The following is a 23890-nucleotide window of genomic DNA, read 5'->3' on the forward strand; positions in this document are numbered from 1 at the left end:
GCGTCGCAAAGGGCGCAGAAACGTTGGGCGCATTATGCGCTACTTCAGGCACTCGATCAGCGCTTGAAGCCAGTCTGGCTGCTCCACCTGCCACTGCTGGCGCAGGCGGCTGCAGTCCAGGCGCGAGTTCAGTGGGCGCTGCGCCGGGGTCGGGTATTCGCTGGACGGGATCGGCAGCAGCTGCGCGCAGGGCCTGCCCTGAGCCTTCAGATGCTCGCCGATGGCCTGGGCGAAACCGAACCAGGAGGTCTGGCCCTGCGCGGTCATGTGGTAGGTGCCCCACGCACCCGCCTGCCCGGCCTGCCAGCGCTGGATCAACGCCAGGGTGCTGGCGGCCAGGCTACCGGCCCAGGTCGGTGCACCGATCTGGTCGGCGACCACGCGCAGCTGCGGTTTTTCCTGCAGCAGACGCTGCATGGTCAGCAGAAAATTGCGCCCGTGCAACGAGTACACCCAGCTGGTGCGCAGTGTCAGGTGCGCGCCGCCCACGGCATGGATGGCCTGCTCGCCAGCCAGCTTGCTGCGTCCGTACACGCTCAGGGGGTTGGGCGCGTCGTCTTCGGTGTAGGGCGTGGCCTTGCTGCCGTCGAACACGTAGTCGGTGGAGTAGTGCAGCAGCGGTACGCCCAGCCGTGCGGCCTCCTCGGCAAGTACGCCGGGTGCAGTGGCGTTGATGGCGAAGGCCAGCGCAGGTTCGTTTTCGGCCTGGTCGACTGCGGTATAGGCGGCGGCGTTCACCAGCAGGTCGGGGCTCAGCTCGCGTACTACCTGGCGGATGCGTTCGGGCTCGGCCAGGTCAAGCTGTTCGCGGCCCAGTACATGCACCTGGCCCAACCCGGCCAGGCGCTGCTGCAGGGCCTGGGCGAGCTGGCCATTGCGCCCGGTGATGAGGATTTTCATGGGAACAGGTCGGCGTCCTTGAGCAACTGGCCGACCTGATCCTTGGCCGACAGCTGCGGCGGTGCGTCCAGTTGCCAGTCGATGGCCAGCTGCGGGTCGTCCCAGCGAATGCAGCGCTCGGCGCTCGGGTTGTAGTAGTCGGTGGTCTTGTACAGGAACTCGGCGCTGTCGCTGAGCACCCGGAAACCGTGGGCAAACCCCTGGGGGATCCACACCTGCCGGTGGTTGGCGGCCGACAGGTGTACCGCCACCCATTGCCCGAAGGTCGGCGAGCTGCGGCGGATATCCACCGCCACGTCCAGCACCTCGCCCTGGGTCACGCGCACCAGCTTGCCCTGGGGGTTGTGCACCTGATAGTGCAGGCCGCGCAGCACGCCGCGAAGCGAGCGCGAATGATTGTCCTGCACGAACTGTGCATCGATGCCGGTTGCGGCCCTGAAGGCCTGGGCGTTGAAGCTCTCGTAGAAGAACCCGCGGTCATCGCCGAACACCCTGGGTTCGAGGATCAGCACGTCCGGTAGCGCGGTGGCGATCACTTCCATTGCTGGTCTCCGGTCAGGCCGTACAGGTACTGGCCGTAGCCGGTCTTGCCGAAGGCCTTGGCCCGTTGCAGCAGACGCTCCTGGCAGATCCAGCCCTGCTGGAAGGCGATCTCTTCAAGGCAGGCGACCTTCAGGCCCTGGCGATGCTCGATGGTCTGCACGTACTGCGAGGCCTCCAGCAGGCTGTCGTGGGTGCCGGTGTCGAGCCAGGCGAAGCCACGCCCGAAGCGCTCCACGCGCAGGTCGCCACGGCGCAGGTAGGCATTGTTGACATCGGTGATCTCAAGCTCCCCACGCGGCGAAGGCTTGATGTCGCGGGCGATGCGCACCACGTCGTTGTCGTAGAAGTACAGGCCGGTGACCGCGTAGCTGGACCTGGGCTGCGCGGGTTTTTCCTCGATCGACAAGGCGTTGCCTGCCGCGTCGAACTCGATCACGCCGAAACGCTCCGGGTCCTTGACCCAATAGCCGAACACCGTTGCGCCGCTGGAGTGGGCGGCGGCGCGCAGCAGTTGCTCGGTGAAACGCTGGCCGTGGAACACGTTGTCGCCCAGGATCAGGCACACCGAGTCGTCACCGAGGAACGATTCGCCGATCAGGAACGCCTGGGCCAGGCCGTCGGGCGAGGGCTGCTCTGCATACTCGAAGTGCACCCCGAACTGGCTGCCGTCGCCCAGCAGCTGGCGAAAGTGTGGCAGGTCGTGAGGGGTGGAGATGATCAGGATCTCGCGGATGCCGGCCAGCATCAGCACCGAGATCGGGTAGTAGATCATCGGCTTGTCGTAAACCGGCAGCAGCTGTTTGGAAATGCCCAGGGTGATGGGGTGCAGGCGCGTGCCGGAGCCGCCTGCCAGTACGATGCCTTTGGTCATGCAATCAGGTCCTTGAAATCGCTGTTGCCCAGGCGCTGGCCCTGGTAGCTGCCGTCCTGCACATGGCGGCACCATTCCAGGTTATCCAGGTACCACTGCACGGTCTTGCGCAGGCCGGTGGCGAAGGTTTCTTCAGGGCGCCAGCCCAGCTCGCGCTCGATCTTGCCGGCGTCGATGGCGTAGCGCAGGTCGTGGCCGGGGCGGTCCTGCACGAAGGTGATCAGGTCGGCATAGCGCGCCACGCCCGCCGGGTGTGCGGGGGCCAGCTCTTCGAGCAGTGCGCAGATGGCGTGCACCACCTCGAGGTTGGTCTGCTCGTTGTGCCCGCCGATGTTGTAGGTCTGGGCCACCTCACCTGCGGTGACCACCTTGAGCAGGGCGCGGGCATGGTCCTCGACGAACAGCCAGTCGCGCACCTGCTGGCCATTGCCGTACACCGGCAGCGGCTTGCCCGCCAGGGCGTTGAGGATCACCAGCGGGATGAGTTTTTCCGGGAAGTGGTACGGCCCGTAGTTGTTCGAGCAGTTGGTCAGCAGCACCGGCAGCCCGTAGGTGCGCTGCCAGGCGCGCACCAGGTGGTCGGACGCGGCCTTGCTCGCCGAGTAGGGCGAACTGGGTGCGTAGGGAGTGGTTTCGGTGAACAGGTCGTCGACCCCATGCAGGTCGCCATACACCTCGTCGGTGGACACGTGATGGAAGCGAAACGCCTCGCGCTCGGCGGCCGGCAGCGTGCCCCAGTAGGCGCGGGTGGCTTCGAGCAGGCTGTAGGTGCCGACGATGTTGGTCTGGATGAACGCCGCTGGCCCGTCGATGGAGCGGTCGACATGCGACTCGGCTGCCAGGTGCATGATCGCCTGGGGCCGGAAGCGCTCCAGCACCGCGCTCACCGTGGCCTGGTCGACGATATCGGCCTGCACGAACTCGTAGCGGGTGTTGCTGGCGATGCTGTGCAGCGACTCCAGGTTGCCGGCGTAGGTCAGCTTGTCCAGGTTGAGCACGTGGTGGTCGGTGTGCTCGATCAGGTGGCGGACCAGCGCCGAACCGATGAAGCCGGCACCGCCGGTGATGAGTATGCGCATGTCGAATGGCCTTTGGTGCAGCGGGTGGTGTTCAGGTGGCTCGTAGCTTGTCGCCACGCGCCGGCCGGTGCAAGGGCAACGCAGCGCTGGCCGACGTCAGGCTATCGGCCGAATGCCCGCGTAGTTAATAGTGGCTGATCCTGCCGCCGATCTGCGCGCCGAGGGGCAGGTTGTCGGAAAAGTACGCGGTGAACCCGGCGTCGCTCATCGCCTGCTGCATGCGCGGGATGTCGTAGGCCACACGGTGCAGGGTGAACTGGCCGGCGTGCCAGGTCGCGAAGGCCGCACGCGGGTCGCCGTCGCGTGGCTGGCCGACCGAGCCGGGGTTGCAGTAGACCTTGCCGCGGCCCTGCCAGAGCATCTGCACATGGGTGTGGCCCGAGGCGAAGTGCGTGCCGGGCAGCGCCCCGAAATATGCCTGCGAGGGGCGCAGGTACTCTTCGATGGGGTCGTTCCAGCCGCCGTGCACCACTTCGATGCCGTGTTGCCGGCCGCGTGCGGGCAATGCCGCGAGCCATGCCGCGTTGGCGGCCGTGAGGATGCCCTTCTGGTAGTCCAGGCAGGCGTTGGCACTGTTGGAGCGTGGGCAGGGCGTGTTGCTCGACAGGTACCAGTCGTGGTTGCCCATCAGGCTGAAGATGCCGCGTTCGCGCAGCGCGTCGCAGCACTCGTTGATCTGGCAGTAGTACCCGGCCGTGTCGCCCAGACAGATGATCTGCGACACGCCCAGGCGCTCCAGCTCGTCGAGCACCGCCGAGAGTGCGACGAAGTTGCCGTGGATATCAGAAATGATCCCGATCATGGACCACGAGCTCCTCGATGTAGCGCACCGCGAACCCCGGTCGGATCTCGGGAGTGGGGGGCGCCTTGCGGTTCAGGAAGAAGTCCAGGCACATGGCCGCCTCGTTGTAGCCGAAGGCCCGGCGCATGGAGCTGGTGGAGGAGATACGCGGGTTGATCTCCAGCAGTTTCCAGCTGCCGTCGGCGTCGCGGCGAAACTGCAGGTTGGTCGGGCCCACGGGCCTGAAGTGTGCACACAGGCGCGCCACCACTTCATCCAGCGAAGCCTCCTGGCGCACCCAGGCCTTGGCGGTTGAACCGTCGGCGGCCAGCTTGCGCTGCAGGGTGATCGACCCGAAGCTACCGCCTTCGCCATCGCCGAACACCGCCACGGTGAACTCCTGCTCGGCGCTGCCGATGATCGGTTGGGCCATCAGCACCTCGCCCAGCAGGTGCGCATGGGGTTCGAAGTCGCTGGCGCTTTGTACCCACACCAGGCCCTTGGAGGCATAACTGCGACGTGGCTTGAGCAGGAAGGGCAGGCCCAGGGTCCGGACCAGCTCGGCGAAACTGCCCGACAGGTAGCTGGGGATTCGCGCCGGCTCGTCGGCGGCGGCCAGCGCCTGGTCCATTGCCCACTTGTCGCGGGACAGATCGATCAGCGCTCGGCTGTTGAGCACCACGCCACAGCCCAGTTGCGCCACCTGTTCACGGTGGTCCGAAAACCAGTGCAGGTCCTGCTCGATGCCAGGTATCACCAGGTCGACCGCGTGCTGCCTGATCACCCGTTCGAGCCACGCCGGGTAGTCGGCGCTGGCGGTCAGGGGCGCCTGCGCGAAGGCGTCGCACCAGGCCCTGCCGGCGGCATCGTCGTAGATATCGGTGCCTACCAGCACCACGGCCGGGTCGCTGGCACGCAACGACTTGAGCAGGCCGTAGCCCATGATGGCGCCCACGCCGGTAACCATGACCGTGCTCATGCCGTGCGCTCCCGATGCTGTCGGATCATTTCGAAACCCTGGTGGATATTCACCTGCGGCATGAAGTCGATGGCGGCGTGCAACGCCGGGTCGAGCAGCTGCGCTGGCAGGTCGGGCACATCCGGCTTTTCGCGCAGAAAGCGCACCTGGCCCTGCTGGCCGAAGGCGGACAACGCGGCCTGGGCGATTTCGCTCAGTGCAGGGCTGTCGGGGTGGACACAGTTGAACAGCCCGGTGGTCGTGGTGGCGGCCACACGGGTGCAGATCTGCACCAGGTCGTCCAGGTGCAGGTAGTTGCGCCGCGCGTCGTTGTTGCCGAACAGGCTGATGTCGTTGCCGGCCTGGGCCTGGTCGGCGAAGGCATACAGCAGCGGCTGATGGGTGCGGCAGGCACCGGCGGCGTCATACACCTGGCTGGGGCGCAGGATGGTCAGGGCGATGCCGTGCGCGCTGCAGAACAGGCTGGCGAGCTCCTCGGCGTGGCGTTTGGACAGCGAGTAGATGCTGTAGTGAGGGTCGCCCGGGACGTGGCTGGCAAACACCGACGAAATCAGTATCAGGTGCCTGGCCCCGCTGCGTTGTGCCAGTTGGCAGGCGGCCAGCGTGCCGACCGCGTTGACCTGCTCGGCGCGGATCAGGTCGTCGATGCCGGGGCCGCCAAAGTCGGCGGCGGCCAGTACCACCACGTCGAACGGCGGCACGCTGGCGGGTACGCGGTCGGGCTGGCTCAGGTCGAAGAACACGTCGGCATCACGCCGCCCTGCGGTCTGCACCGGGCCCAGTTGCGCCAGGCCGTGCGCGATGGCCTGGCCGATCACGGAGGTGCTGCCGATGACCAGGCTGCCGAGAGGTGGACGTGGGGTGGAAATGTCGCGGGTCATCGTGGGGCATACCTCATGTAGTGCGCGGCGCGGGGCCCGCAGTTGAACAGCAGGTCGAGAATGCTGACCGCGTGACTGAAATCGCCCCATTGCTGTGGATAGGTGGGATAGCCGTCATAGTCGAACCAGCTGAGCTCGATGGCGCTGTCGGCGAACTGGCGCTCATCAAGGTAGTCCCTGGCTGCCGGCCCGGACACATAGTGCGTGGCTCCGGCCTGCTGGCACAGATCGACCAGACGTTCGGTCTTGCCTTCGCCCAGGGTGTAGTCCCACGAGCGGGTGATGCGCGTGGTGATGCCCAGGTAGTCGCACACGGCCTGTATCAGCAGCACGTTGAGCTCGCTCAGGTTGCGGTGCTGGCGGTCCAGGTACAGCGGTTGCAGCCATGCGGCCACTTCGTGCCAGCAAGGCGCCTTGGCGTAGTTGGCCACCAGGCTCTTCCAGTGCTTGGCCTGCCAGTTGCCCGGGGCCAGCTCGACGTCGCGGATGCGCCGGTTGATGTTCTGCCCGGTCGGGATAGTCAGCCACTCCAGGCCGTTGGGGGTCTTGATGCGGTTGCGGTTGCGCCAGTCGTTCTTGGTGTACTGCATGTCGTCGTAGACGATGAACTCGTCCACGGCCGCAATCAGGTCGAAGTACCCCTTCCAGGGAATGTAGTTGGATTGGAGGATGGCAACCTGCTTCAAGCGTCTGTCCCGGGGTTGGAGGGCGAAATCGACGGCGGGTCAGAATACGTTCAATTCTTTCTCTTCGTCACTCCCCTTGCTTATCGGCAGCAGCGGTGGCGATATAAGCGACAAAAAAAATCGAGGCCTTCTCCATGTCGCTGAACACCCTCATTCACCGCGCCAGCCTGGCATGCCCCGATCTCGACCCGGCCCAGGCGGCGCAGCTGCTGCAGGCGCATTACGGGCTGCAAGGCACGCTGCAGCCGCTGGGCAGCCAGCAGGACCTGAACTTTCGCGTCGATTCGCCCCACGGGCGCTTCGTGCTCAAGGTCTGCCATGGCGACTATGCGCAGCAGGAGCTTGAAGCCCAGCATTCGGCGCTGGAGCACCTGCATCGTCAGGGTGTGCCGGTACCGGCCGTTCGTCGTGCCAACGGTGGCGAGCCGTTGCTGGCACTGACGATCGACGGCCAGCCGGTGCGCGCCCGGGTGCTCACCTACATCGAGGGCCAGACCCTGACCCGCCTGCCGTACATGGCGCCGCGCCTGATGCACGAGCTGGGGGCGCTGTGTGCACGGGTCGACCTGGCGCTGGCGGACTTCACCCACCCCGGGCTGGAGCGCACCCTGCAATGGGACCCGCGCCATGCCCAGGCGGTGATCGCCCACCTGCTCCCGGTGCTGGCCGACGGGCCGCGCAAGGTGCGGGTGCAGGCCATTGCCGAGCAGGCCCGCGTGGCGCTAGAGCCGCTTCTGGCGCAGCTGCCGATGCAGGCGGTGCACCTGGACATTACCGATGACAACGCCGTGTGGCAGCGCGATGGCGCACGCGAGTGGCAGTTGCAGGGGGTGATCGATTTCGGCGACCTGCTGCACACCTGGCGCATCGCCGACCTGTCGGTGACCTGCGCGGCGCTGCTGCATCATGTCGACGGCGACCCGCTGCGCATCCTGCCGGCCATCGCTGCCTACCATGCGCTCAACCCGCTGCACGAGGCCGAGCTGCGAGCGCTATGGCCGATGATCGTGGCGCGCGCGGCGGTGCTGGTGCTCAGTGGCGAGCAGCAGGTGGGCGTCGACCCCGGCAACACCTACAGCCGCGACAACCTGGCCCATGAGTGGGAGATCTTCGAGGTGGCAGCCGGTGTGCCGTTTGCATTGATGGAGGCGGCGATCATGCAACTAGCCGGCCTTGCGCCCGCGCCGCTGCCGGCCACGGGCATGCTGCTGCCGGGGTTGCGCGACCAGGCTGTGGCGCGGGTCGATCTTGGCGTGCTGAGCGAGCACTTCAGCGCCGGCAACTGGCAGCAGCCCGGCATCGACCAGCACCTGCTGCGTACCCATGCGGCCCCGGCCAGCACGTTGTATGCCCAGTACCGCCTGTCGCAGACCCATATCGACAACCCGCTGGAACCGCACACCTGTGCGCTGCACGTGGAGCTGCACCTGCCCGTGGACAGTGCGCTGGTGGCGCCGTTTGCCGGCACCTGGCGCCACGGCGAGCAGGGCTGGGCGTGCCTTGAAGGTGACGCCTCCAGCCTGTGGCTGCGCGGGGTGGTGCAAAGCCCCGCATCGGGCGCGGTCATCGCCCAGGGCGAGCCGCTGGGGCACGCCACCGAGCTCGAGGTGCAGCTGTGCCGCGTGGCCGGCCTGCAACCGCCGAACTTCGTCGCGCCTTCGCGTGCGCTGGCGTGGCAGGCGCTGTGCCCTTCGCCGGCTGCGCTGCTGGGCTTTGACTGCGACGCCGCGCCACTGCCCGACCCGCATGCCCTGCTGGCGCGTCGCGACGCCAGCTTCGCGCGCTCGCAGAAGCACTACTACCAGCAGCCGCCACATATCGAGCGCGGCTGGCGCAACTACCTGATCGACATGCAGGGGCGCTCGTACCTGGACATGCTCAACAACGTCGCGGTGCTGGGCCATGGGCACCCGCGCATGGTGAGCGAGTCGGCGCGCCAGTGGTCGCTGCTCAACACCAACTCGCGCTTTCACTATGCGGCCATCGCCGAGTTTTCCGAGCGCCTGCTGGCGCTGGCGCCGCCGGGGATGGACCGGGTGTTCCTGGTCAACAGCGGCACCGAGGCCAACGACCTGGCGATCCGCCTGGCGTGGGCGGCCAGCGGCGGGCGCGACATGCTCAGCGTGCTGGAGGCGTACCACGGCTGGTCGGTGGCCACCGATGCCATCTCGACCTCCATCGCCGACAACCCGCAGGCATTGAGCACCCGGCCCGACTGGGTGCACCCGGTGACCGCACCGAACACCTACCGCGGCAAGTACCGTGGGCAGGACACCACCGCCGACTATGTGCGCGATGTCGACGAACGCCTGGCCGAGATCGGCGAGCGTCAGCTGGCGGGGTTCATCTGCGAGCCGGTGTACGGCAATGCCGGCGGCATTCCGTTGCCGGCGGGGTATCTGCAGCAGGTGTATGCCAGGGTGCGCGCGCGGGGCGGGGTATGCATCGCCGACGAGGTGCAGGTGGGCTACGGGCGGCTGGGCGAGTACTTCTGGGGCTTCGAGCAGCAGGGTGTGGTGCCGGATATCATCACCATGGCCAAGGGCATGGGCAACGGCCAGCCGCTGGGCGCGGTGATCACTCGGCGCGAGATCGCCGAGGCGCTGGAGGCCGAGGGTTACTTCTTCTCGTCGGCCGGTGGCAGCCCGGTGAGCTGCCGTATCGGCATGGCGGTGCTGGACGTGATGGAGGAGGAGGGCCTGTGGGACAACGCGCGCGAGGTGGGTGGGTACTTCAAGGCGCGTCTGCAGGCGCTTGTCGATAAGTATCCGCTGGCGGGTGCGGTGCATGGGTCGGGGTTCTACCTGGGCCTGGAGCTGGTGCGCAATGCCGTCAGCCTGGAACCGGCCACCGAAGAGACGGCGGCGCTGTGCGAGCGTCTGCGCGAGCTGGGCATCTTCATGCAGCCGACCGGTGACTACCTGAACATCCTCAAGATCAAGCCGCCCATGTGCACTACGCGGGCGAGCGTGGATTTCTTTGTGGACAGTGTGGAGCGGGTGTTGGCGCAGGGGGTGTAGAGGCGGAGTCGGGAGGGCGCTGTCCTGCATTCGCTGGCTTGCCAGCGAAGCAGTCAACGAATCCTCCCTAGCGCCGATTAATATCGATTAATAATCGCACGAACCTGAGAGGTTTAATTATTTTTGGCTTTTAAAGCCGATATTTATCGGCTATAAAGTGCTCATCGTCTTCCCTTGTACCTTCCCAAGGAGGTTCCCATGAGCCGTACCGTCACCGTCGCCGCCACCCAGATGGCTTGTTCCTGGGACCGCCAGGCAAATCTCGCCACCGCCGAAAAACTGGTGCGCGAAGCCGCCGCCAAGGGCGCGCAGATCATCCTGATCCAGGAACTGTTCGAAACCCCGTACTTCTGCCAGAAGCCCAATGCCGACTACCTGCAACTGGCTACGCGCACCGAAACCAACGCCGCCATCGCGCACTTCCAGACGCTCGCCAGGGAGCTGCAGGTGGTGCTGCCCATCAGCTACTACGAGCTGGCCGGCCGCGCCCGCTTCAACAGCATCGCGATCATCGACGCCGACGGCAGCAACCTGGGCGTGTACCGCAAGAGCCACATCCCCGACGGCCCCGGCTACCACGAGAAGTACTACTTCAACCCCGGCGACACCGGCTTCAAGGTGTGGCAGACCCGCTACGCCAAGATCGGCGTGGGCATCTGCTGGGACCAGTGGTTCCCCGAGTGCGCCCGCAGCATGGCGCTGCTGGGCGCGGAGATTTTGTTCTACCCCACCGCCATCGGCAGCGAACCGCACGATGCCAATATCCTCTCCCGCGAGCACTGGCAGCGTGTGCAGCAGGGGCACGCCGGCGCCAACCTGATGCCGCTGGTGGCCAGCAACCGCATCGGCCGCGAAGAACAGGACGGCTACGCCATCACCTTCTACGGCTCGTCGTTCATCGCCAACCAGTTCGGCGAAAAGGTCGAGGAACTGGACCAGACCGAAGAGGGCGTGCTGGTGCACAGCTTCGACCTGGACAAACTGGAACACGTGCGCAGCGCCTGGGGCACCTTCCGTGACCGCCGTCCGAACCTGTATGGTGCGATCAAAACCCTCGACGGTTCACTGGAATCCTGACCATGAAGACCCTGAACACTACCCCGCGCGCCGACGGCTTCCACATGCCTGCCGAGTGGGCACCGCAAACCCAGGTATGGATGCTGTGGCCCGAGCGCCCGGACAACTGGCGCCTGGGCGGCAAGCCGGCCCAGGCCGCCCACGTGGCGGTGGCCAAGGCCATCGCGCGTTTCGAGCCGGTCACCGTGGGTGTGTCGGCCGGCCAGTACGAAAACGCCAGTGCGCAACTGGACATGCCCAACATCCGTGTGGTGGAAATCAGCAACGACGACGCCTGGGTGCGTGACACCGGCCCGACCTTCGTGATCAACGACAGCGGCGAAGTGCGCGGCGTGCACTGGGGCTTCAACAGCTGGGGCGGCTTCGAGGGCGGCCTGTACGCGCCGTGGAACCGCGACGAACAGGTGGCGGCCAAGGTGCTGGAAATGGAGCGCTGCCAGCGTTACCGCATCGAGGGCTTCGTGCTCGAAGGCGGCTCGATTCACGTGGATGGCGAAGGCACCCTGATCACCACCGAGGAGTGCCTGCTCAACCACAACCGCAACCCGCACCTGAATCGCGAGCAGATCGAGGCGATTCTGCGCGATCAACTGGCGGTGGACACCATCGTGTGGCTGCCCGAGGGCCTGTACAACGACGAAACCGACGGGCATGTGGACAACTTCTGTTGTTACGTGCGCCCGGGCGAAGTGTTACTGGCCTGGACCGATGATTCGCAAGACCCCAACTACGCACGCTGCCGCGCTGCCCTGGCGGTGCTGCAAAGCCAGCGCGATGCCAAGGGCCGTGAATTCGTGGTGCACAAGATGCCGATCCCGGGCCCGTTGTACGCTACCGAAGAGGAGTGCGCCGGGGTCGATCTGGTGGCCGGCAGCCAGGAGCGCAACCCGTCGGTACGCCTGGCCGGTTCCTACGTGAACTTCCTGATCGTCAACGGCGGGATCATCGCGCCGAGCTTCGACGACCCCGCCGATGCCGAGGCCAGAGCGGTCCTGGCGCGTCTGTTCCCCGACCACGAAGTGGTCATGGTGCCGGGCCGCGAGCTGTTGCTGGGCGGTGGCAACATCCATTGCCTGACCCAGCAGCAACCCGCCCCTACCAAGCGCTGAGAGCGGCCTGGCAAATCAAGCCCGTCATCGACGGGCTTTTTTTTGCCTGCGCGATGGCCGGCGACGCAACTGGCACACCTCTTGTATTCGTTTTGCCTTGTATTTCAAGCAAGTACGACGGCGCAGTTCTGTCACAAAGTTTGATTAAGGTAGCCGCTCACACTTCTGGGAGTACGTGTGGAAATGAATGCGACAAGTGAACCGGTTTCGCACCCATCGGTGGTGAACCTCGAGGCGCTTGAGGCAGTGGCGCAGTGGTTGAAACACCATGGAACCCTCCGGGTCAGGAAGACCGATCCACGACGTGCACTGGTGGAACGTTATCCACAGGGGTTGATCACCGAGGCAGAGCTCGATGCGCTGCTGGGGGTGTGCTACCGCTGAACTGGAAAGGGCGCCACCGATTGCGGTGGTGCCCTTTTTTGTGGAGGCTGTACTGGCCTGATCGCGGGTCAAGCCCGCTCCCACAGGGGGTGGCGCGGTCTTTGTGGGAGCGGGCTTGACCCGCGATGGCAGCACCGCAGTTCTAGAAGTTGTAGGTACCCGTCACCACCAGGCTGCGCGGATCACCGAACTGGATCTGCCCGGCACTGGTCGCCGAACTGTAGTAGGTCTTGTCGGCAATGTTGCTCAGCGCCGCGCGCACATCCCAATCCTGCGTGCGCCAGCCCACCAGCGCGTCCCAGCTGCCATACCCCGGCAGCACGATGGTGTTCCTGGTATCGGCATAACGCTGCCCCACCAGTGTCACACCCGTTTCGGCGTACCAGCCCATTTCCGGTTTCCAGGTGACGAACAGGCTGGCGTTGCGCCGCGCCACGTCGTTGATGCGGTTGCCGGCATTGCCTTCGGTGTCTTCGACGATGGTGGCGTCCTGCAGGCCGATGCCCCCGCGCACATACCAGTTGCCTCCCAGCTTGCCGGTGGCGGTCAGTTCGACCCCGCGCGAACGCTGCAGGCCGGTGAGGATGTAGCGGTCGGCGTTGTCCGGGTCGCGGCTGCGGCGGTCGTACAGCTCCAGCTCGTACACCGCCAGGGTGGTGCTCAGGCGCTCGTCCAGCCACTCGCTCTTGACCCCGATCTCCTTCTGCCGGGTATGTTCAGGCCCGGTTTCGTTGGCGTTGCCCGCCGCCCCCGGGGTGATGCCGATCAGGCCGCCGCCCACCGGCGAAAAGGTCTTGCTCCACGAGGCATAGAAAGCGTGGTCCCTGAGCGGCGTCCACACCACGCCCAGGCGCGGGCTGGTGCTGTTGCTCTGCTGCTTTTCGCTCAGGCCGCTGACCTTGCTGGTGGTGTCCACCTCGAACCGGTCATGGCGCAGGCCCACGAGCAGTTGCCACTGATCGTTCAGGCGGACCTGGTCCTGCACATACAGGCCACGGCTGTGCACGTCTGTATGGTTGTTGCTGGACACCGTCAGCACGCCGTTGTGTTGCTGGCCGCGGTCCGGGTTGAACAGGTCGACGCCCGGCACGCCCTTGCCGCTGCGCAGCAGCGAGTGACGGCGCTGCTCGCCCAGTTCGAGCCCTGTGAGCAGGGTGTGCTCCAGGCCGAAGGTCGACACGTTGCCTTCGATTTCCACGGTGTTGAACAGGTTGCGCGTGTTCAGGTCCTGCTGCCAGCGCTGGCGCCCGACCAGGCCGGTGCTGGCGTTGTAGCCGGTGAGGTAGGTGTTGTCGAAGTCGCTGTCGAGCTGGAACAGGCCCAGGGTATGGCGCAGTTGCCAGGCATCGTTGAGCTGGTAGTTCAGGCGCGAGCGCAGCGACTGCGCGGTGTCGTCGATGTAGTCGCGCTGCGGGTCGCCATAGGTGGTGCTGCGGCTGACATCCACCGGGCGACCGGTGCGCGGATCGCCGGGGATACCGCGGTCGGGCGTGCGGTTGTAGCGGCTGTATTCGTACTGCAGCCAGTTCAGGTCCGGGCTGAGCTGCCAGCTCATCGAGGGCGCGAACAGCTGGCGGCTGCCGTCGATGCCGTGGCGGAAGCTGTTGTTGTCGCGGTTGCCCATGTTCAGGCGCAGGCTGAGGGTGTCGCTGGGGTCGGCACTGAGGTCGGCATACAGGCTGCGCAGGTCGTCGCTGCCGCCCTGGGCCTCGATGCTGGAGCGTCGGCCGGCTTCGGGCGCCTTGCTCACGCGGTTGATGATACCGCCCTGGCTGCCGCGGCCGTACAGCACCGCCGCCGGCCCCTTGAGCACCTCGATCCGTTCGATGTTGTACAGGTCGCGCACGTACTGGCTGTCGTCGCGGATGCCGTCCAGGTAGAAGTCGTTGCTGGCGTCGAAGCCTCGGATGCGCAGGCTGTCGAAGCGGGTGTCGGCGCTGTTGCTGACGTTGGGGATGCCGCTCAGGGCCTTGCCCAGGTCATGGGTGCCGTAGTCGTGCACGCTGGCAGTCTTGATCGAATCGATGGCCTGGGGCACGTAGCGCGCCGGGGTGGAGGTGCGGGTGGCGGTGGTCACTTCCTTGACCCGAGGGTCATCCCGGTCGCTGTCGGCGGTTACCGACAGCTCGGGCAACGTGGTGCTGGCAGCACACGCCAGGCTGGAGCTGAACAGGGCGCAAAGCCCCAGAGACACAGGGGAAAGACGGCAAGGGACAGGCGTGGCACGCATCGGCAAAGGTACTTGGTGATGAAAAGGGTGCGAATGGTAATGCTTTGCATTCCCAAATGTTAGCGCTATTTACGCACCGTTGTGGTGCGGTCGTATCCAGGTATTTCCACCGGGACGCAACCGATTGCGGGCTGCCTTGTCTGCGCCGCTGAAGACGGCGTAATGGCCATATGACTTGTAGTTTTCACGAATTTTTGACATGGCCTTGTACGCACGGCTAGGATCGGACCCAACGCCTGTAGGCCCATCGGCCAAGAGTCCCAAGAAAAGGCCCGCTGCACCCTTGTTGCAGGCGGGCTTTTTATTTGCAGACCCGTGAGCGTCAACCCACGCAGGGGGCGTGGTTCCTGGCGTTGGTCGCAGAGCGTAAAACACTCCGAAATAAGGAAAATAACATGTTGAAAACACGGATCAGTCTGATCGCGCTGGGGCTTATGGCGGCGACTCAGGCAATGGCCAACGACCAGGCCGCGTCGAACGGTTTCCAGGAAGACAGCAAGGCCAGCGTTCTGCTGCGCAACGCGTTCATCAATCGTGACAAGAAGCATGGCAGCAGTGACCAGTCCGAGTGGGGCCAGGCCTTCATCGGCAAGTTCTCGTCGGGCTTCACCCAGGGCACCGTGGGCGTGGGCGTCGATGCCTTCGGCCTGTACGCCATCCGCCTGGACGGCGGCAAGGGTCGTAACGGCGGCGCCGGTATCGACTTCTTCAAGCCAAGCGATACCGAACCGAGCAACTCCCCGCACAACCTGGCGCGTGCCGGTGCTGCGATCAAGTTCCGCGTCTCCAATACCGTACTGGCATACGGCGACCAGATGCCGACCCTGCCAGTGCTGAACTATGACGACGGCCGCCTGCTGCCAGAGAGCTTCACTGGCACATCGATCACCTCCAAGGAGATCAAGGGCCTGGAACTGAACGCCGGTCGCTACACCCAGGAAGCGCGCAAGAGCGCCGAAGGTCGCGATAGCGGTGGTCTGAAGTCGATCAACGTGTTCGGCGGCAAGTACCAGTTCACCGAGAATTTCACCGGTGCGCTGTACACCTCCGACGTCGAAGACGTACTGAAGAAGCACTACCTGGGCCTGAACTACGTCCACGCCATCTCCGACGACCAGTCGCTGACCCTGGATTTCAACGGCTACAAGTCGGACATCGACAAGAAGTACGTCAACCGTGCAGGCCTGACCGGTGACCGCAACACCATCTGGAGCCTGGCGGCCACCTACGCCTTCGGCCCGCACTCGATCACCCTGGCGCACCAGCGCAACACCGGCGACACCGGCTACCAGTACGGCTGGTACCAGAACCGCCGCGGCGTGGGTGACGGTGGTTCGACCATCTTCCTGGCCAACTCCTACTGGTCCGACTTCAACGCCGAAGACGAGCGTTCGTGGCAGATCGGCTACGGCCTGGACTTCAGCGCCTTCGGCGTACCGGGTCTGACCTACAACTTTGCATACGTAGCGGGTGACAACATCAACACCCACGGCTTCGGCGAAGGCAAAGAGCGCGAAATCTTCAACCAGTTCAAGTACGTGGTTCAGGAAGGTCCGGCCAAGGACCTGTCCGTCAAACTGCGTAGCTCGTTCCTGCGTGGCACCAACAACCTCAACGCTATCGACTACACCGCAGACGGCAACGAAGTCCGCGTATTCGTCGAGTACCCGATCAGCATCCTCTGATCGATTCGACCTTCAAACAACCCCGGCCTAGGCCGGGGTTGTTTGTTTTCGGCGTACCGCATTCGCCGGCGCCACGGGCGCATCCTGCAATTGCGGCGCGAAGCTGTCGCTGCGGGCCATCCGCCACATCCGTGCATAGAATTCGCTGTCGATCGAGCCGCTGAGCAATTCGCCGGGCTTGAGGAACACGTGCAACTGCGAAAACAGCCGGATCTCGCTGGCGCTGACGCGGCGCACCAGGTGCTTGGGCTTGAGTTCGCTGGGGTGCTCGAGACCGGCGGCCGCGAGCATCTCGGCCAGCGCATGCAGGGTGTTGCGATGAAAGCTGAACACCCGTTCGGCCTTGTCGGGCACCACCAGTGCACGCTGGCGCAACGGGTCCTGGGTGGCCACGCCGGTGGGGCACTGGTTGGTGTGGCAGCTTTGCGACTGGATGCAGCCGATGGCGAACATGAAGCCGCGCGCCGAGTTCACCCAGTCGGCGCCCAGGGCCAGCACGCCGGCGATGTCGAACGCGCTGACGATCTTGCCGGCGGCGCCGATGCGCACCTTGTGGCGCAGGTTCAGGCCCACCAGGGTGTTGTGCACGAACATCAGGCCCTCGCGCATGGGCACGCCGATGTTGTCGCTGAATTCGCGTGGCGCAGCGCCGGTGCCCCCTTCCTTGCCGTCGACCACGATGAAGTCGGGCACGATCTGGGTGGCCAGCATGGCCTTGGCGATGCCCATGAACTCCCAGGGGTGGCCCAAGCAGAACTTGAAGCCCACCGGTTTGCCGCCGGACAGCTCGCGCAACTGCGCCACGAACTCGAGCAACCCCACCGGCGTGTTGAAGGCGCTGTGGGCGGCGGGCGAGATGCAGTCTTCGCCGGGCGCCACACCGCGCGTGGCGGCGATCTCGGCGCTCACCTTGTGCCCCGGCAGGATGCCGCCGTGGCCGGGCTTGGCGCCCTGGCTGAGCTTGATCTCGATCATCTTCACCTGCGGGTCGCGGGCCTGTTCGGCGAAGCGCTGCGGGTCGAAGCGGCCGTGGGCGTCGCGGCAGCCGAAATAGCCGCTGCCGATTTCCCAGATCAGGTCGCCGCCATGTTCGCGGTGGTAGGGGCTGATGCTGCCCTCGCCGGTGTCGTGGGCAAAACGGCCAAGGCTGGCGCCCTTGTTCAGCGCGCCGATGGCGTTGGCGCTGAGGGCGCCGAAGCTCATGGCCGAAATGTTGAAGATCGACGCCGAGTAAGGCTGGCGGCATTGCGGGCCGCCGATGGCGATGCGAAACGAGGCCGGGTCGGGGGTGTTGACCGGCAGCATCGAATGGCTGATGAACTCGAAGCCCGGGCGGTACACGTCATTGAGCGTGCCGAAGGCTTTCTCGGCGCTTTCGTTCTTGGCCCGTGCGTACACCAGCGAGCGCTGCGCGCGGGAGAAGGGCAGCTTGTCGTCGTCGCCTTCGAGCAGGTACTGGCGGATCTCGGGTCGGATGGTCTCGATCAGGTAGCGCAGGTTGCCCAGGATCGGGTAGTTGCGCCGCACTGCGTGCTGGCGCTGGCGCAGGTCGTTCAGGCCCACCAGCGAGAGCAGCGTGCCGATCAGGGTCAATGGCCAGAGCCAGGCGTGAGTGGCAAGAAACGGCAGGCTGGCCAGGCTGAACGTGAGGCACGCCGCCAGGCAGGCATAACGGCTGGGAAACGAGAGGCGCATGAATCTTCCGCTGATGGTGTTTGTCGCGCCTAGGATAGGCAAAGCACCGCGGCGGAAAACCCGTGGTTTCGGTAAAACAGTTTTATCCGCGCCGTGCTTGCCAGGCGCCGGGGCTCATGGGCCCGGCTGGTTGATGATCGCCAGGAACGCCTCGGCCGCCCGCGAACGGCCGTGCCTGCGGCTGATGGCATGCAGCGCGATGTGTGCATCGGCATCGCTCAGCGGGCGGTAGCACACGCCCTTGCGTTCCAGCGCGCTGGTGCAGGCCGGCACCACCGCCACGCCCTGGCCGGCGGCGACCAGGGCGATGATGGTGGTGGTCTGCTGGCCGCTGGGGCCGCGGTGCAGCGCCAGGCCGGCGTTGGCGAACAGGGTCTCGATAGCCAGGTTGAGGCCGGTGCCGTGCTGCTCGGGGTAGAGGATCACCGGGCGCTGCTGCAACTGCGCCAGGCTGACCTGTGCCTGTTCACTGAGCGGGTCGCTGACCGGCAGCGCCAGCAGCAGGGGTTCGTGCTCCAGGGTGTCGGTGTGCAGGTTGTGCTCGGCGGGGGGCGGCAGGCGGCTCAGGCCGATGTCCAGGGTGCCGTCGCGCAGCTGCGCCCACTGGTTCATCGACGCCTGTTCGATCAGGTTCAACTGCACCTCGGGGAAGGCCTGGGCGAAGCGCTGGATGGCCTGGGTAAAGCGGTCGCTCAGGGCCACGGAGCTGGCATAGCCCAGGCTCAGGTGGCCGGCCATGCCGCTGGCGAGCCTGGCGGCCATGGTTTCGGCCAGCGCCAGTTGCTCGATCACGTTGCGTGCATAGGGCACGAAGGCCTGGCCCTGCACGGTGAGGCTGACGTTGCGGCTGCTGCGCTCGAACAGGCTGAACCCCAGCTGGGCTTCCAGCGCCGAGATCTGCCGGGTCAGCGCGGGCTGGGCCAGGTGCAGGGCCTGGGCGGCGCGGCCGAAATGCAGGGCCTGGGCCACGGCCAGGAAATAGCGCAGTTTGCGGAGGTCGAGCATGGTGCACCTTGAGGTATCGATCGGTCCGAAATCGGTATTGGCCCGGGGCGAGTGGGGCGCCGTATAAAGGGCGCCACACACTTTAACGAGTTTTGCCATGCAGGCGCCTTCTTCGGCTGCGCGGGTCGCGATGTTGTTGTGCGGCTGCGCGGCGTTCCTCCCCTTGTACGCCACCCAGGGCATCCTCGCGCAACTGGCCCGGCAGTTTGCCGTGGACATTGGCCAGGTGAGCTGGAGCCTGACCATCACCACCCTGATGGTGGCGTTGACTGCGCCCTGGGTCGGCTGGCTGGCGCGGCGCTGGTCGCCGGTGACGCTGATCGTGATGGCGGCGTTGCTGCTGGCCACCCCGGTGCTGCTGATGGCCACGGTGGGCAGCTTTGCCGAGCTGCTGCTGTGGCGGGCGGTGCAGGGCTTGCTGATACCGGTGATCTTCGCCTGCAGCGTGGCGCTGATTGGTGAGCGATGGCAGGGCGCGAGCGTGACCGAGGTCACCAGCCTGTACGTGACCGGCACCATCCTGGGCGGCTTTGCCGGGCGCTTCGTGGTGGCGTGGGTGACCGAGTACTGGGGCTGGCGCGAAGCGTTCGAGGTGCTGGCGCTGGTGGTGCTGCTGATGGGGCTGGGGATTCGCTGGCTGCTGGTGCTCGAACCGATGCCGGCGAGCACGCGCAGGGCCAGTGCGCCACCACGGTTTGGCTGGCCATTGTGGTCGGCGTGCGCGGTGGGGTTCTGCGTGCTGTTTTCACAGGTGGCGTCGTTCACCTATGCGGGGCTGCACCTGAGCCGGGCGCCGTTCGGGCTGGGGGCGGCGGCGCTGGGGTCGATCTATGCGGTGTTTCTGCTGGCGCTGGTGGTCACGCCGATTGCCGGCCGCCTGGCCAGGGCTCGCCCGCCGTTGCACCTGCTGATGGTGGCGGGCGTTGTCGGCGCGGTGGGCATCGGCCTGACGCTTGTGCCCACGCTGTGGGTTATCGTGCTGGGGCTGGCGTTGAGCTCGACCGGGGTGTTCCTGGCGCAGGCGGCGGCCAACACTTTCATTGCGACCACGGCCGGCGCGAACAAGGCCGGGGCGATCGGGCGCTACCTGACCTGCTATTACCTGGGCGGGAGTGCCGGCGCGCTGTTGCCGGCGGTGCTGTGGCAGCAGTGGGGCTGGACCGGGTGCGTGGTGCTGATTCTGGGGTTTCAGGTGGTGTTCATGTTGATCGGGCGGGTGGGCTGGCGCTGAACCCTTCGGCCCCTTCGCGGGTCAAGCCCGCTCCCACAAGGACAGCGGGGATCCTTGTGGGAGCGGGCTTGACCCGCGATGCGTTAGTCCGGTCGGCACAGATCCCAACTCCGGTACATCCACAACTGCCACCGCCAATCCCCATGCTAAAACAGCCATACCCATCGGCGGACCCACCATGACAAAAACAACCACCCCGCATTTCGGCCTGCTGTGCCTGGCCAGCTACCTGCTGTCACTGTCCTACGGCTCAACCTTTCTGCTCTCGCTGCTGGTCACTTCCCGAGGTGGCAACGAACAGGACGCCGGCAGCATCATCGCCATCGCCATGCTCAGCACCGTGATCGCCGTGCTCGGCAGCGGCCATCTCGCCGACTGGCTCGGCACCGCCCGCGCCATCGCGCAGTCGGCGCTGTGCCTGATCGGCGCCTGCCTGGGCTTTGCCCTGGTACCTGGCGTCGACTTCAGCCTGTGGCTGTGCGGCCTGCTGCTGGGCCTGGGCTGGGGCGCGTTCTACACCCTGGGCCCGATCCTGGTTGCCGCGCTGGTCGAGCCGGCCCGGCGCACCCACTGCTTCGCGCTGCTGTCAGGCAGCATGATGAGTGGTATCGGCTCCGGCCCGCTGGCCGGCAAGCTCGCCTCGCTGCTGCACCTGCCACTGGAAACCGCGTTCTACACCGCCGCCCTGGCCGCCGCTGTGGGTATGCTGGTCTTCGCCTGGCTGGCCCGCCAGCACCCGGCACAGGCGGCCAGCGCCCGCATCAGCCGCCACGGCGGCATCCAGGTGCTGCGCTCATCGGCGCGCTGGCCGATCCTGATGGTGGGCCTGGGCGGCGCGGTGTTCGGCGGGCTGGGCAGCTTTCAGACCACCTACGCGGCCAGTCGCGGGCTGGACTATTCGCTGTTCTTCGTCGGCTTCATGCTCGCCGCCATCGGCTGCCGGCTGCTGATCGCCGGCTGGGTGGTGCGGCATGACGCCTACCGCACCTCGTGCCTGCTGACCGGGCTGATGGTGCTGGCCGTCATCGCACTGGGCTGGTGGGTGCAGGACGCCCTCAGCTACCTGCTGGCGGCGGCGTTGCTGGGGGTGGGCTACGGGCTCAACTATTCGGTCATCAACGGCCTGGCGGCCAACGAAGCGCCTACCGGCTACACGCCGCAGGCACTGCTGCTGTTCAGCCTGGGGTACTTCATCGGCGTGTTCGGCTTCCCGCTGCTGGCCGGCACCCTGATCGTGCAGGGCGGCCCGCATGCGCTGCTGCTCAGCGTGCTGTGCGTGGCGCTGCTCAACTGGCTGGTGAGCGTGGGCCGGCTGTTCGGTCGCTGGCGGGCCCGAGCGCTGCCACAGGGTTACTGATCCGGGGCGATGGCGAACATCAGCTGGTTCTCCTGCACATACACCAGCGCTTCGCGGCCATTGATGTCCACCGGGCGGGCCGACACCGCCTCGTGCTCGGGCACGACCTTGGACAGCACCTTGTTCACCAGGTCGACCCGCCAGACGCAGGCCATGCCGCCACTGTTGTCGAAGTACAGCACCGGGCGGTGTTCGCTCCAGGTCGGGTTGACCAGGCTCCAGCCACTGGAGTCGGGCGCCATCACGCTCTCGTAGCCGCGCGAGTTGCCGTCGCTTTCGTAGGCCAGGCGCAACTGGTCGTTGGCCACGTTGAGGTCTTCGAGCACACGCGCCTTGGCAAAGCGCACGGTGTTGGAGCCGGCGTGATAGCCCTGGGTGGTCGGTTGCGGCGGCTGCTGGCTGCCCACGGCATACACCATCGACTGCTCCAGCTCGCCGTTGCTGCGCTGGCGGTAGTAGAACGCGCCGTCCTGCACCCCGGCATAGCGCTCGCGCTGGTCGTTGAAGCCGCTGTGAGACCAGCCGGCAAAGCGCACGTTGCGCGCGATCACATGCCAGCCGGGGTGATCGTCGGCGTATTCGAGCAGGGTACCGGAGGTGGCCCGCATCACGTGTTTGTCCTGCACGTAGGTGGGCCCGTCAGGGTCGCCGGAGACGTACACGAACGCGTGCAGTACGCCGTCCTTGACGGTCACATCGATCAGTTGCGCCACCGAGTCCTCGCTCATGCCGATGAACGGGGCCAAGGCAAAGCGCTGCCACGGCGCGTCCTCGACCTTTGCGTACACCTCGCCCTTGGGCAGAGGTGCGAGGCTGTCGGAGGCAACCGGCGCCGGTGCCGGCAAGGCGGTCAGCCGGCGGATCTGGCGGTCGTAGGCGCTCTCCAGGCACTCGGGGGTCTTGCACTGGTTACGCACGTTCTTCAGCCAGTCGGTTTCCAGCTCGCGGAATATCTTCTGCGCTTTGAGCGGGGTGTACAGCGCATTCAGCTGGTCGTCCTTGGCCGACAGCGAGGGCGTGTTGCAAATCGCGGTTTCCAGAATCGTGTTGGCCCTGCTGCAATCGAAACCGGCGGCCGAGGCCACCGGCGCGTGCAGGGCCAGGGCCAGCAAGGCGGGCAGGGTGAGCAGGCGGGTCACGATGTGCATGGGGGTGTCCTTACAGGTCGGGCGACAGGGCGAACATCAACTGGTCGTGCTCGACGTACACGATCGCCTCACGGCCGTCGAGCTCCACCGCCAGCGGTTGCCCGGCCGTGTGTTCGGGCACGATCTTGGACAGCACCTTGCCGCTCAGGTCGACCCGCCAGATGCAGGCCATGGCGCCGCTGTTCTCGAAGTACAGCACCTGGCGGCGCTCGCTCCAGGCCAGGTTGGACAGGCTCCAGCCGCCGCTCTCGGGGTCGAGCACGGTTTCGCTGGCGGGGCGCGGCAGGGCGTGTTCGTAGTTCAGGCGCAGGTCGCTGTTCTCGTCGTTCATGTTGCCCAGCACCCTTGCCTTGGCAAAGCGCAGCGTGCGCGACTGGGCGTGGAACACCGTGGTGGTGGCCTGCGGCGGCTGGCGGCTGCCCAGGGTGTAGACCATGGCCTGCTGCAGCTCGCCCTCGGTGCGCTGGCGGTAGTAGAACGCGCCGTCCTGGATGCCGGCATAGCGTTCACCCTGGTCCATCAGCTCGCTGATGCGCCAGCCGGCAAAGCGCACGTCGCGGTCGATCACATGCAGGCCGGGGCGGTTGTCGGCGTATTCGAGCAGCACGCCCGAAGACGGCTGCACCGACCAGTTGTCCTGGTTGTAGCCGGGGCCGTCGGACGAATTTGCCACGTAGAGCAGTGCGTACAGCACGCCGTCCTTGATGCCCACATCGATCAGCTGGGCCAGCGAATCGGGGTACATGTCCGGGATAGCCGCCAGCGCAAAGCGCGGCCACGGCTCGTCCTGCAGGGTACGGTAGGCGCTGCCCTGGGGCAGCGGCACCGCGTCGCGCAGGCCGGGCACGGGCGGTGGCGGCAGCGCGGTCAGGTTGCGGATCTGCAGGTCGTAGGCGCGCTCAAGGCAGGTGGCGGTCTGGCAGCGGTCGCGCACCTCGTTTACCCAACGGGTTTCCAGTTCGCGATAGATGCGCCGGGTCATCAGTGGCTTGTACAGCGCGTTGAGCTGGTCGTCCTTGGCCGACAGCGTTGGCGTGTCGCACACCGACTTTTCAATGAGGGTGCGTGCCTTGCTGCAATCGAAGCCGGCGGCGACGGCGGCCGGAGTGTGCAGGGCAAGGGCAAGCAGGGTGCTGGAAGCCAGCAGGGTGAACAGGCGGGCGGCGGGGGTCATCGGACGTCCATGTGGGCCGGGGCAGGGGGCGGATGATACGTGAGCGCCACGGGCG

General features: G+C 66.1%; 20 protein-coding genes. 7 read left to right on the plus strand and 13 right to left on the minus strand.

Annotated elements, in window-relative coordinates:
* Positions 1–39: 39 nt before the first annotated feature.
* From rfbD to DN388_RS13595, 8 genes are all read right to left on the minus strand, one after another.
* Positions 40–900 carry a dTDP-4-dehydrorhamnose reductase gene (rfbD, locus tag DN388_RS13560; protein WP_255000380.1) on the minus strand — a complete coding sequence of 287 codons (861 nt, stop codon included), beginning with the start codon at positions 898–900 and terminating at the stop codon, positions 40–42.
* Positions 897–1442 (minus strand): dTDP-4-dehydrorhamnose 3,5-epimerase, encoded by a 546-nt coding sequence (gene rfbC, locus DN388_RS13565; RefSeq protein ID WP_043861650.1) that lies wholly within the window; start codon positions 1440–1442, stop codon positions 897–899. Before rfbC ends, rfbD begins: the two co-directional genes overlap by 4 nt.
* Complete coding sequence (rfbA, locus tag DN388_RS13570; RefSeq protein ID WP_255000382.1) at positions 1433–2314, minus strand: glucose-1-phosphate thymidylyltransferase RfbA; 882 nt, start codon at positions 2312–2314, stop codon at positions 1433–1435. Before rfbA ends, rfbC begins: the two co-directional genes overlap by 10 nt.
* Positions 2311–3393, minus strand: a complete 1083-nt coding sequence (rfbB, locus tag DN388_RS13575) for a dTDP-glucose 4,6-dehydratase (RefSeq protein WP_255000384.1) — start codon at positions 3391–3393, stop codon at positions 2311–2313. Before rfbB ends, rfbA begins: the two co-directional genes overlap by 4 nt.
* 124 nt (positions 3394–3517) lie before the next feature.
* The gene (locus DN388_RS13580) at positions 3518–4195 is read right to left on the minus strand and encodes a metallophosphoesterase (protein ID WP_255000386.1); all 678 of its coding nucleotides are present in this window, start codon (positions 4193–4195) and stop codon (positions 3518–3520) included.
* Positions 4176–5153: an ATP-grasp domain-containing protein gene (locus DN388_RS13585; protein ID WP_255000389.1), complete on the minus strand. Its 978-nt coding sequence runs from the start codon at positions 5151–5153 to the stop codon at positions 4176–4178. The genes DN388_RS13580 and DN388_RS13585 overlap by 20 nt, the downstream gene beginning before the upstream one ends.
* Positions 5150–6034, minus strand: coding sequence for an NAD(P)-dependent oxidoreductase (locus DN388_RS13590; protein WP_255000391.1), 885 nt, complete (start codon positions 6032–6034; stop codon positions 5150–5152). The genes DN388_RS13585 and DN388_RS13590 overlap by 4 nt, the downstream gene beginning before the upstream one ends.
* Positions 6031–6720 (minus strand): WbqC family protein, encoded by a 690-nt coding sequence (locus DN388_RS13595; RefSeq protein WP_255000392.1) that lies wholly within the window; start codon positions 6718–6720, stop codon positions 6031–6033. The genes DN388_RS13590 and DN388_RS13595 overlap by 4 nt, the downstream gene beginning before the upstream one ends.
* A 134-nt stretch (positions 6721–6854) precedes the next feature.
* Between DN388_RS13595 and DN388_RS13600 the strand changes: the two genes are divergently transcribed.
* The 4 genes from DN388_RS13600 to DN388_RS13615 all read left to right on the plus strand — a co-directional run bounded on the left by DN388_RS13600 (position 6855) and on the right by DN388_RS13615 (position 12310).
* Entirely contained in the window at positions 6855–9740 is a 2886-nt protein-coding gene (locus DN388_RS13600) for an aminotransferase (protein ID WP_255000395.1), read from the plus strand.
* A gap of 198 nt (positions 9741–9938) precedes the next feature.
* A complete protein-coding gene (aguB, locus tag DN388_RS13605; RefSeq protein ID WP_054915930.1) occupies positions 9939–10817 on the plus strand; it encodes an N-carbamoylputrescine amidase in 879 nt (292 codons plus the stop codon).
* Positions 10818–10819: 2 nt separating this feature from the next.
* Positions 10820–11926, plus strand: a complete 1107-nt coding sequence (gene aguA / locus DN388_RS13610) for an agmatine deiminase (protein ID WP_255000397.1) — start codon at positions 10820–10822, stop codon at positions 11924–11926.
* Positions 11927–12109: 183 nt separating this feature from the next.
* Entirely contained in the window at positions 12110–12310 is a 201-nt protein-coding gene (locus DN388_RS13615; protein ID WP_078481589.1) for a hypothetical protein, read from the plus strand.
* A 142-nt stretch (positions 12311–12452) separates the two neighbouring features.
* Here DN388_RS13615 and DN388_RS13620 read toward each other — a convergent pair whose 3' ends face one another.
* Positions 12453–14540 carry a TonB-dependent siderophore receptor gene (locus DN388_RS13620; protein WP_255000400.1) on the minus strand — a complete coding sequence of 696 codons (2088 nt, stop codon included), beginning with the start codon at positions 14538–14540 and terminating at the stop codon, positions 12453–12455.
* Between the two features lie 395 nt (positions 14541–14935).
* Between DN388_RS13620 and DN388_RS13625 the strand changes: the two genes are divergently transcribed.
* A complete protein-coding gene (locus DN388_RS13625; RefSeq protein WP_043861662.1) occupies positions 14936–16225 on the plus strand; it encodes an OprD family porin in 1290 nt (429 codons plus the stop codon).
* 27 nt (positions 16226–16252) lie between these two features.
* Here the strand turns inward: DN388_RS13625 and DN388_RS13630 are convergent, their stop codons facing one another.
* Positions 16253–17920: an FMN-binding glutamate synthase family protein gene (locus DN388_RS13630; RefSeq protein WP_255000402.1), complete on the minus strand. Its 1668-nt coding sequence runs from the start codon at positions 17918–17920 to the stop codon at positions 16253–16255.
* A 114-nt stretch (positions 17921–18034) separates the two neighbouring features.
* Complete coding sequence (locus DN388_RS13635) at positions 18035–18925, minus strand: LysR family transcriptional regulator (RefSeq protein WP_210015236.1); 891 nt, start codon at positions 18923–18925, stop codon at positions 18035–18037.
* 97 nt (positions 18926–19022) lie between these two features.
* Between DN388_RS13635 and DN388_RS13640 the strand changes: the two genes are divergently transcribed.
* Both DN388_RS13640 and DN388_RS13645 read left to right on the plus strand, forming a co-directional pair.
* Complete coding sequence (locus DN388_RS13640) at positions 19023–20156, plus strand: MFS transporter (RefSeq protein WP_255000406.1); 1134 nt, start codon at positions 19023–19025, stop codon at positions 20154–20156.
* Between the two features lie 178 nt (positions 20157–20334).
* Complete coding sequence (locus DN388_RS13645; protein ID WP_255000408.1) at positions 20335–21513, plus strand: MFS transporter; 1179 nt, start codon at positions 20335–20337, stop codon at positions 21511–21513.
* On the opposite strand, the gene DN388_RS13650 is transcribed toward DN388_RS13645, so the two are convergent.
* Together DN388_RS13650 and DN388_RS13655 are read right to left on the minus strand one after the other, a co-directional pair.
* Positions 21507–22661: a lysozyme inhibitor LprI family protein gene (locus DN388_RS13650; RefSeq protein ID WP_255000410.1), complete on the minus strand. Its 1155-nt coding sequence runs from the start codon at positions 22659–22661 to the stop codon at positions 21507–21509. The genes DN388_RS13645 and DN388_RS13650 overlap by 7 nt on opposite strands.
* Positions 22662–22671: 10 nt before the next feature.
* Positions 22672–23835 carry a lysozyme inhibitor LprI family protein gene (locus DN388_RS13655; RefSeq protein WP_043861668.1) on the minus strand — a complete coding sequence of 388 codons (1164 nt, stop codon included), beginning with the start codon at positions 23833–23835 and terminating at the stop codon, positions 22672–22674.
* Between the last annotated feature and the right edge of the window lie 55 nt (positions 23836–23890).

The sequence above is a fragment of the Pseudomonas sp. S12(2018) genome, assembly GCF_024355235.1.
GTDB lineage: Bacteria > Pseudomonadota > Gammaproteobacteria > Pseudomonadales > Pseudomonadaceae > Aquipseudomonas > Aquipseudomonas palmensis.